Source organism: Caballeronia sp. dw_19 (genome assembly GCF_018449515.1).
GTDB lineage: Bacteria > Pseudomonadota > Gammaproteobacteria > Burkholderiales > Burkholderiaceae > Caballeronia.
In genome coordinates this window covers 1-9504 of the sequence record NZ_JAAVUQ010000081.1, presented here as the reverse complement: position 1 = coordinate 9504, position 9504 = coordinate 1, and the positions used below count along the sequence as shown (strand labels likewise).

The following is a 9504-nucleotide window of genomic DNA, read 5'->3' as shown; positions in this document are numbered from 1 at the left end:
AGTAGTTCCCTCCCCCCGGGTATTCCACACGGGCTTCGTGTACACCACCGTACAAGCCCAGATCATTGACCGACCTATACCGTAACGGATTTCAGCTCCGTTACATCGCGCTTCGGCGGCGTGCCGAACATGCGTGCGTACTCCCGGCTGAACTGCGACGGGCTTTCGTATCCGACCTGGAATGCAGCATGGGAGACGCTGACATCATTCGATGCCATCAATCGCCGCGCCTCCAGCAGCCGGAGCTGTTTCTGGTACTGAAGCGGCGTCATTGAAGTGAGCATCTTGAAGTGCTGATAGAAGGACGTAGGGCTCATGCGGGCGGCCGCGGCGAGGTGCTCAATCCTGACCGGCCTGGTGAAGTTTTCCCGTAGCAGGTAAATGGCTTCAGCTACGCGCTGCATATGGCTATTGGGCAAGACGAGCTTGCATATCTCGTCCGCATACGGGCCCGTAAGCAGCCAGAAGCAGATTTCGCGCATGATCATCGGCTGAAGGATCGGAATTGCTTTCGAATTGTCCAGAAGGCGCACGAGCCGAACCACACAATCGGCAAGCCCGCCATCCAGAGGCGAAGCAAACACGCCAATGCCCTGATTGTTCGACGGAACAGGCGGCTCATCGAGCTGATCCATGACCTCGCGAAGCACGCCTATGTCGAGATCGATCGTGATGCCGAGATAGGGTCGCTCCTTGCTGGCCTTCGTCACGCGTCCGAATGCCGGCATTTCTACGGCAACGAGCAGGAAACCCATCTCGCCATAATCGAAAACGGCCTCGCCAAAGGCAACTTCCTTCATGCCCTGGACGGTGATGCAAAGCGATGGTTTGTAGACCACGCCATTCGGCAAGGTCTTCTCGCTCAGCCTGATGATATGCACGCCGTCGACGGCGGTCGGAAAAAAGCCGTCTCCTCGCCCTTTCGGGGCAAGGAGACGGTTTACGACTTCGACAAGGGCTGAGGTCACGGCCAAGCTCCAGGATTTCCGCGGAATTCTAGCGGATATCTGCAGGATACAAACCACCTGGACCAGCAGTCCTGAAGGAATAGGCAAGAAATCTGAGAGATCGGGCATTTAACCCGAGGGCTGTAGCGCCTACCCTTATGCAGCGGGATACACGCGTGCGGAACGGTTTATCCATTGAATCCGTGCTCCGCCCCCGAAAACCCGCCCAATCAGCCTCACAAGGGAAAAATATGAGCAAGTGGACCACCTCCGACATTCCTTCACAGCATGGCCGCTCCGCAATTGTCACCGGAACTGGCGGCCTCGGCTTCGAAGACGCACTGGCGCTGGCGCGTGCCGGCTGCGAAGTAATCGTCGCCGGGCGCGCGCCCCAGAAGGGCCGGGAAGCGCTCGCGAGAATTCGTGCGCAGGTGCCTGGCGCCGAGGTCTGCTTCGAACAGGTCGATCTTGCCAGCCTCGCGTCAATCGCGGCGTTCGGCAGACGGTTAAACGCCAAGCGGGATAGCCTCGACCTCCTCATCAACAATGCGGGCGTGATGACGCCGCCCAAGCGCCGCGAGACATTGGACGGCTTCGAGCTGCAATTCGGCACCAACTATCTTGGTCATTTCGCGCTGACGGCACACCTGCTGCCCCTGCTGCGCAAGGGGCACGCTCCCCGCGTCATCACCCTCTCCAGCGTCGCCGCCCGCAGCGGAAAGATCGACTTCGACGACCTCAATGCGAAGCGGAAATACAAGCCTATGCCCGTCTACAGTCAATCGAAACTCGCCTGCCTGATGTTCGCGTTCGAGTTGCAGCGCCGCAGCGAAACATCAGGCTGGGGCATCACCAGCATCGCCGCGCATCCTGGGATCTCCCGGACCGATCTTCTGCATAACGCCCCCGGACGCAGAAGCCTCTTTGGCATGGTTCGTTCCGCCTTCTGGTTCCTGTTTCAACCTGCGGCCCAAGGCGCGCTGCCGACGCTGTTCGCCGCCACCGCGCCAGCCGCCGAACCGGGCGGCTACTACGGACCGGACAAGATGAATGAGATACGCGGTTATCCCAGCACGGCGAAAGCACCCCCTGCATCGCTCGACAAGCAGGTCGCCAGGCGACTGTGGGATGTGTCGGAGGAACTGACCGCCATCCGCTTTGGTCAGGTGGCCTGATGCACCGGGCGCTTGTCTATGTGGCGTTCGGCTGGCTAACCTTCGGCGGGATGATGCATTTCCTGATCGACGTCATCTCCCAATACGTGCGCGGCAAGCGCGCGCCGGGACCGGAAACGACGCTCTACTACGGACTGAACACATCGTTCGCTCTTGGGCAGGTCGCGTTCGGTTTGATCTGTCTCTGGCTGGCCTGGCATGCGCCGGCGATCCTCGACGGCCGCCCCGTCATGGCACTCGCCTTCGTCGCAGCGGCGGCCTGGCTGGCGATCACTTCCCTCTTCATGGGCTATTGGGAGCCGAAGCTGAACACCGGCATCTTCGCCGTTCTCCTGATCGCTGCAGCACTGACAATCTGAGAACCCGCCGAGTGTCAGTCCTATGTCAGAGCTCGACGCGCGCGTCCCTGGATCAAATGCGCCTTCGAGAGGGAAAGTGAAATACCCAGTCGCGCAGCCGATTTGGTGCAGTGCCATGAAAATGGAGCGGCAAGTCGGCTTCGTGGGCAGCCATAGAACCTGCACGGAGCAAACCCGGAAATCATTCAAGATGCTGACAATCGACCTGAAGCTCCCTACGGGAGCAATTCGAGGCGTCGCGCGCGACGCTAACTGCGTGCTGGCGTTCAAGGGCATTCCTTATGCCGCGCCGCCGACTGGCAAGTTGCGCTGGAGACCTCCGCAAGACATAACCGCGTGGCCGGGCGTGCGCGACGCAACTGTTTATGGCAATCCGGCCTTTGGTGCGCCAATACCCGGCCTGAAGAAGCTGACAAAAACACAGAGTGAAGACTGCCTGACACTCAACGTCTGGACCGGGGCTCAAATCGCGAAAGAACGCCGGCCGGTCATGGTATGGATTCATGGCGGCGGTTTTGTGTTCGGGGCGTCTACCTTGTTTGGCACTGAAGGCGCCCACCTCGCGGCGAAGGGTGTGGTCCTGGTGAGCCTGAACTACCGCCTTGGCGTGTTCGGATTTCTGGCACATCCTGCTCTCGACGCCGAAGGAACACCTTCCGGTAATTTCGGGCTACAGGATCAGATCAAAGCACTGGCATGGGTCAGGGACAATATCGCGCTGTTCGGCGGCGATCCTGCCAATGTGACGCTGTTCGGCGAATCCGCCGGAGCACACGCAATCGGTATGCTCATGACCTCGCCCCTGGCGCGCGGCCTGTTCCACCGCGCGATCGGCCAAAGCGGCGCCTATTGGGACAGTGAACACGGATCGATCAGCACCAAGGCCGAAGCTCGCGCAAGAGGACAAGAATTAAGCAGAAGACTCGGAACCGTCTCCATAGCCGAGCTTCGTGCGATCCCGGTGAAAGAGCTGCATCGCTCCTCCAGGTGGAACTTCCTGCTCGACCCCGGCACAACCACCTTTGCACCGAGCATCGACGGATTCGTCTTGCCGGAAGATCCGGCGAGTGTCTTTGAGCGCGGCGAGCAGATCGACGTGCCACTGCTAGGTGGATGGAATGCTGATGAGCATACCTACTTCGTGCCGAGAGCACTCCCGCATCGAACCCCGGCCAGCTTCAAGAACGCCGGCGCACGCCAGTTCGGCGAGTCGAGGTTGAGCGACTTCCTCAAGGTCTATCCGGCTACCTCCAGGCAAACCGCCAACCGATCTGCCCAGCTATTGATCGGCGATCTGGTCATCAGCGAGCAAACCTGGGAGTGGCTAGGCACGCATCGCGCGACATCGGCATCACAGGTCTTCGTCTACAACTACCAGCATTCTTCGGATTACTCACCTCATCCCGTCCACAGCGCGGAAGTTTCATTCGTATTCGGCAGCATCAATGACCACCTGGATCCATCCAGGCCGCGGGCGGGCCCGTCCGATGAGGCCTTGTCAGCCTTGATGATGTCCTACTGGACCAACTTCGCGCGTGATGGCAACCCGAACGGCCCCGGTCTTCCGGCTTGGCCGGCCTATGAAGGACCCAGCTCGCAGGTGATGCGCTTTGGTGCGGCCCCAGGTGCTGCCGCCGAGGATGGAACGGAGCGATTTCGCTTCATCCAGTCGTTTCGAAAAAATGGGCGACTTCCGGAGAATTGGAGAAACGTCAAAGCAGGAATGCCAATACCTGTCGCAGCAATGCTCGCTAAATTGATCCTCCTGGCCAGGTAGGTGTGGGGCGTGCACGATGCAAGACCAAAACGCTGTAGCCAATCAGGCACTGCCCGTTATCGCACTCCCTGGCCACAGACTCGGCATTGCGAACCTCATATCAGACTCACTTATCTTCAATAAGGAGCGGAAATTGATCGACAGACTGGAAGACGAAATTGAAATCGCAACGGTAATGTCCGGCTGGCTGCGCCGTGATCTCGCGCAATGGGATGCACTCGCCAGGCTGTTCCATCCTCATGCCACAATCGAAATCACGTGGTTTCGTGGCACTGCGACGGAGTTCGTGGAAGGCTCTCGGAAGACGGGAGCCTCTGATCTGGTGAGCCGCCATCTCATCGGCACACCGCAGTTACAGTTTAATGGCACAAAAGCACTTGCTGAGACACCCGCGATAATTGGGGTGCAGAACTGCAAGCTAGGCCTTGGTGCGACAACGCATGCACGCTTTCTTGATCGCGTTGAGAAACGAGACAACTGCTGGCGGATCGCGGAGCGGCATTGCAGCTACGACATATCCACGTTCGATTTTCCGCGCGGACCGGTTGAGATTGATATTGACAGGCTGGACCGTCACCGGCCTGAGTACGCGCCACTCGGCTACCTGCTGGATACGGCAGGTTTCCCGGTGGAAGGGCCATTCCCGACACGTGGCTCCGACCTTGAAACAAAGGTCAGGGAAGACGCCGGCGATTGGCTGGTGGTGTAGGAAAGAAGACTTGCCCCAACGAATGCAGCATTATCACCGCAATTGTGACGTCCGTCCAAAACGCGCCTGAGTTGACCACCACAGGACTTCCAGCATCAAGGGCGGATGATTCCGCCCGCGACCCTCGGCCGGTCGCCCCGTCATGGCGCTCGCCTTCGTCGCGGCGGGCCGGCCGACGTGCCACTGCCAAGTGGATGGCACGCCGATGAGCATACCTTCCGTGCCAAAGGCGCTGCCATGGACTGTATCGCCGTCCGCCCCAACCTTAGCAATCGGAGCAACATTCAGCGTGACGCTGTCATCGCTGCAACGGCATCGGCACCCGCAGCAATACGAACCGGGCTCGCCGGATCGTTCGCGGCGCGCCACACCGCTTCCGCCACGTCCAGCGGACGGGTGACCAGCGACGACTGCACTGCCTGCGCCACTTGAGCGAAGACACTCTGCGCGAATCCGGCATATGCCTCGGGGAGCCCGCCCTGCATGCGGGACTGGGCGGTGTCACCGAAGCGAGTCTCCGAAGCGAGTCCCGGGATCACCAAACTCACTCGCACATTGAATGGCTGAAGCTCCAGCGCAAGGGACTCAGTGAATGCATTTACCGCCGCCTTACTCGCGGTATAAACGGAAACTAGAGGGATCGCCCTCAACGTCACGCCGGACGTGACGTTCACGATGATGCCAGCCTTCTGCTGCCGGAACTGCGGCAACACTGCCTGGATCATGGCAATCGTACCCAGGGTATTCGTCTCGAAGACCTCGCGCACCGTTTCCATCGGTGTGCCTTCGAGAACATTCATTACACCGATTCCTGCGTTGTTGACAAGAACGTCGATCGGCCCCGCGGCATCCACGGCCTGACGAATGCTTTCGGAATCGGTAACGTCGAGGGCAAGCACGCGCAAACGTTCGGAACGAGGCAGAATGTCTTCGCGCGGCGCGCGCATCGTGGCGATGACCTGCCAGTCGCGCTCGAGGAAATACCGTGCGGTTTCGAGGCCGAATCCGGACGAACATCCGGTGATCAGTACAGTTTTCATGGGAGATTCCCGCAGGTGGTTTGCCGTACCGAGACGATAGTGCGTTGCCGCAGGACTTTCTATAATTGGAAGTCCAATTCTCGTTCGCAAGAGTCCATCAAATGACCGATCCGGTCGACCCGCTCGCCGAGGTGGTCACGCTGCTCCAGCCGGGCGCGCCGTTCTCGAAGATCGTCAGTGGCGCCGGTTCGTGGGCTGTTCGCCGTGCAGAAGCCGGACAGCCGTTCTACTGCGCCATCCTCGATGGTTCGTGCCGTCTCGCAGTCGACGGACACGCGCCGATCGACCTTCTGGCGGGCGACTTCGTGCTGGTCCCGTCCACCTATGGTTTCGCGATGTCGAGCATCGAACCGGCAACGTCGGAGTACTTCGATGACACACCCATCCCCCTATTCCGCGGCGAATTCAGACTCGGTGCCCAGGATGGGCCGCCCGACGTTCGGCTGCTGGTTGGCTATTGCACCTTTGGTTCGCCGGACGCCACCCTGCTGGTTTCTCTGCTCCCGCAACTCATGCACGTTCGCGGCGAGAGGCGGCTGGCCACCCTCGTACAACTGGTAGGAGACGAATCTCGCGAACGACGGCCCGCGCGTGACGTGATGCTGTCGCATCTGCTCAAGGCGCTGCTCATCGAAGCGCTCCGCTCCACAACGGGTACGACCGCCTCGCCCGGCCTGTTGCGCGGACTGGCCGACGAACGCCTATCGCTCGCATTGCGACGCATGCACGAAAGCCCGGCCCAGTCGTGGACCATCGCACAACTGGCCAGGGAAGCGGCCCTTTCCCGCTCGGCGTTCTTCACGCGCTTCAGCCATGCAGTGGGCGTCGCCCCGAAGGAATATCTGCTCGCCTGGCGTATGGCAATGGCCAGGGACCTGCTGCTGCGGAACGAAGGTGGCGTCGCCGAAATTGCCAAGCAGGTCGGCTACAGTTCAGCCAGCGCGTTCAGCGTCGCATTTACCCGCCATGTCGGACTGCCGCCAACACGGTATGCGCGGAAGCAGGTTCCGGGTGCCCGGAGCCCATCTGAGTAATCTGCCCGCCAGGATCGATCATGGCCCAACAGCTTTCGCCATTCGACATGACTCACGCGGACTTCACACCGTGTCGACAAGCACAATGTCCGTATCAGAAAGTGCCTCGATTTCGAGCGCATGTCCGCCTCGAATCGCTGCTCCATCCCGTTCTCCCAGTTGCAGACCGTTGAGAACGATATGACCGCCCGTCGTCACCACATACGCCTTCTGTTCGGGATCGTCCATGCTGTATGAAATCCGCTGGCCGGCACGCAGCGACGCCCCGAGTACACGGGCATCCGCACGGATCGTGCAAGGCTCCCACGTCCTCCGCGAAACCACTGGCAAGCGTGACAAGTCTGCCGACGCGCCCGGCTTTCGGAAACGAACGGGTTCCCCAACGGGGTGGGCCACCACGTTCGCGTAGCTGAAGCCAGATCTGGAAGACTCTGGCCCATTGATCCGGCATGGCGACTTCTTCGTGCGCGATACCTGTACCGGCACTCATGACCTGCACGTCTCCCGACGCAATCCGCCCGACGTTGCCAAGACTGTCACGATGCAAGATACGCCCCTGACGCACGTAGGTGATGATTTCGACCTCACGGTGCCGGTGTAACGGGAAACCCATTCCGGGCGCGATATCGTCATCATTCCAGACATATAGATTTCCAAGCGCCTTGTGGGCCGAATTGCTGTGCGCGCCGACATGAAAGTGGTGCAACGCTTTCAGCCAGCCAAAATCCGCTCCGCCGAGCTCGGATGCAGGTCGAAGCTCGATCATGCGTAAGCGCGAGTTTAAGCACACCGAATGGAGAATCGTTTGCAAATGACGATCGAGCATAGCGGCATCGCGGCGGTCGATGTCGACCGGCGATGTCTGCAATGGAATGTCGTGAGCGCGTGTGTGGCCCCGGGAGCCGGCACATGGTTGCGAGTTCAGCTCGAGTTCGCTTCGGCCTGTCGCTTAGCATAGACGAAGGGCAGCAGGTCGCTGATGTCGGCATCAGGCGCACGCTGTGGCAGTTCGGTGAACACGTGCAGCAGATATGCGTACGGCTCCACGCCGCAGGCGCGGCAAGTCAGCATCAGGCTATAGACCATTGCGCTCGCCTTCGCACCGGCAACAGATTGACTAAAGAGCCACGATTTTCTTCCAGTGCAGAATGGCCTTATGTCGCGCTCGCACACATTATTATCGATGGGCGCGTGGCCATTCATTGCGTAACGGCTCAGGTACGGCCATTGGTTGCGGCAGTAGCTGATCGCCTTGCCGAGCAGGCTCTCGGGCAACACCTTGGGCGCCAGTTCGTCGAGCCATTCCTTGAAGGCGTTGAGCAGCGGCACGCTGTGCTGCTGTCTCAGGCGGTACGTGTAGTCGACGCGTGTCTCGCCGTCTGGCAACTCTCCTTTGGCGAGCGCTTCGACCTGGTACAGTGCCTGGAAGTATTCGAGGGCTTTCGTGACGCGTGGGCTCGGTTTATTCTTCTGCGCCTTGAGGACATCGGTAAACATCCGTCTCGCGTGGGCCACGCATCCGAAGTGCGTCGCCGTCCTGATCGTTCGCCACGCGGCGTAGCCGTCGGTCATCAACATGCCTTCGTAACCGCCGAGGAACGCCTTCGGATATTCCTGGCCGCGCCCGGGTTGGTACTCGAACAGCACGACCGGCTCCGCGCTGTCTTGCGCGTTACGGTAGCACCACATGTAGCTTTTGCTCTGCGCGGACTTACCGGGCTCCTTGAGCACCTGGACCGTCGTCTCGTCGCCATGGATCAGCGACTGGCTCAGCAGGACCTTCCTGAGCGCATCGTACAGCCGGCTGTAGTGCAGCTCCGCGCAGCGGATGATCGAGTTCGCCAGCGTGCCGCGTCCGATCGGGATGTTCGAGCGCCCGAGCACGTCTTCCATTCGGTAAAGCGGCGTGCCGTCGACGTACTTGCCCGCCGTGACGGTAGCGATTATCGCCGGGCTCGCGTGACTACCCGGCAGCGGCTGTGCTGGCATCGGCGCGAGGATGATCGGGGTCCGTTCGGCGTGGTTCTCGCAATGCCGACAGGCATACTTGAAGCGAACGTTTTGCAGCACCGTCACCTTGACCTCGACGTGCAACTGTTCGCTGACGTCCTCGCCGATGCGATGCAAAGGCTTGCTGCAGCACGGGCAAGCCTTCTGATCCTCGGGCAGATCGTACTCGACACGTTCGCGCTTCAGGTTCGCCGGCAGCGGCTTGCGACCGAGTTTGCGAGACTCAGGCGGATCGACATCGGACAGCCCGGTCTCGGGCAGCCCGGGCAGGTCATCGTCCTCGTCAGTTGGCTCGGTTTCGGCGATCTGCTCGGCCTCGTCGAACACGCGATCCTTTCGTTTCTCGCTCTGTGGCGCGAAGCGCTGAGCCAGTGCGAGGCGATACGGTTCTGTCGCGATAAGGTCATCTTGATGAGCAGAGCCGAAATGACAAGGACTGCTCACCTAACCATA

Annotated in this window: 8 protein-coding genes and 2 pseudogenes; 5 read left to right on the top strand and 5 right to left on the bottom strand. The window is 60.3% G+C overall.

Going from position 1 to position 9504, the window contains the following annotated elements:
- Nucleotides 1-74 precede the first annotated feature (74 nt).
- Complete coding sequence (locus HB376_RS40230; protein WP_213769250.1) at nucleotides 75-968, bottom strand: AraC family transcriptional regulator; 894 nt, start codon at nucleotides 966-968, stop codon at nucleotides 75-77.
- 230 nt (nucleotides 969-1198) lie between these two features.
- On the opposite strand from HB376_RS40230, the gene HB376_RS40225 reads away from it, so the two are divergent.
- From HB376_RS40225 to HB376_RS40210, 4 genes are all read left to right on the top strand, one after another.
- Nucleotides 1199-2122 (top strand): SDR family oxidoreductase, encoded by a 924-nt coding sequence (locus HB376_RS40225; protein ID WP_213769249.1) that lies wholly within the window; start codon nucleotides 1199-1201, stop codon nucleotides 2120-2122.
- Nucleotides 2122-2481 carry a hypothetical protein gene (locus HB376_RS40220; RefSeq protein WP_213769248.1) on the top strand — a complete coding sequence of 120 codons (360 nt, stop codon included), beginning with the start codon at nucleotides 2122-2124 and terminating at the stop codon, nucleotides 2479-2481. Before HB376_RS40225 ends, HB376_RS40220 begins: the two co-directional genes overlap by 1 nt.
- Nucleotides 2482-2557: 76 nt before the next feature.
- The gene (locus HB376_RS40215) at nucleotides 2558-4258 is read left to right on the top strand and encodes a carboxylesterase family protein (protein ID WP_213769247.1); all 1701 of its coding nucleotides are present in this window, start codon (nucleotides 2558-2560) and stop codon (nucleotides 4256-4258) included.
- 133 nt (nucleotides 4259-4391) lie between these two features.
- Nucleotides 4392-4967: a nuclear transport factor 2 family protein gene (locus tag HB376_RS40210; RefSeq protein WP_213769246.1), complete on the top strand. Its 576-nt coding sequence runs from the start codon at nucleotides 4392-4394 to the stop codon at nucleotides 4965-4967.
- Between the two features lie 284 nt (nucleotides 4968-5251).
- On the opposite strand, the gene HB376_RS40205 is transcribed toward HB376_RS40210, so the two are convergent.
- Nucleotides 5252-6007, bottom strand: a complete 756-nt coding sequence (locus HB376_RS40205; protein ID WP_213769245.1) for an SDR family oxidoreductase — start codon at nucleotides 6005-6007, stop codon at nucleotides 5252-5254.
- A gap of 101 nt (nucleotides 6008-6108) precedes the next feature.
- On the opposite strand from HB376_RS40205, the gene HB376_RS40200 reads away from it, so the two are divergent.
- A complete protein-coding gene (locus tag HB376_RS40200; RefSeq protein ID WP_213769244.1) occupies nucleotides 6109-7041 on the top strand; it encodes an AraC family transcriptional regulator in 933 nt (310 codons plus the stop codon).
- Between the two features lie 63 nt (nucleotides 7042-7104).
- Here HB376_RS40200 and HB376_RS41865 read toward each other — a convergent pair whose 3' ends face one another.
- From HB376_RS41865 to HB376_RS40190, 3 genes and pseudogenes are all read right to left on the bottom strand, one after another.
- Nucleotides 7105-7365, bottom strand: coding sequence for a hypothetical protein (locus HB376_RS41865; RefSeq protein WP_346730678.1), 261 nt, complete (start codon nucleotides 7363-7365; stop codon nucleotides 7105-7107).
- A 148-nt stretch (nucleotides 7366-7513) separates the two neighbouring features.
- Nucleotides 7514-7807: pseudogene (locus HB376_RS41860) on the bottom strand (pirin family protein); the annotation flags it as partial.
- A gap of 155 nt (nucleotides 7808-7962) precedes the next feature.
- Nucleotides 7963-9432, bottom strand: a pseudogene (locus HB376_RS40190) (IS66 family transposase); the annotation flags it as partial.
- Nucleotides 9433-9504 lie beyond the last annotated feature (72 nt).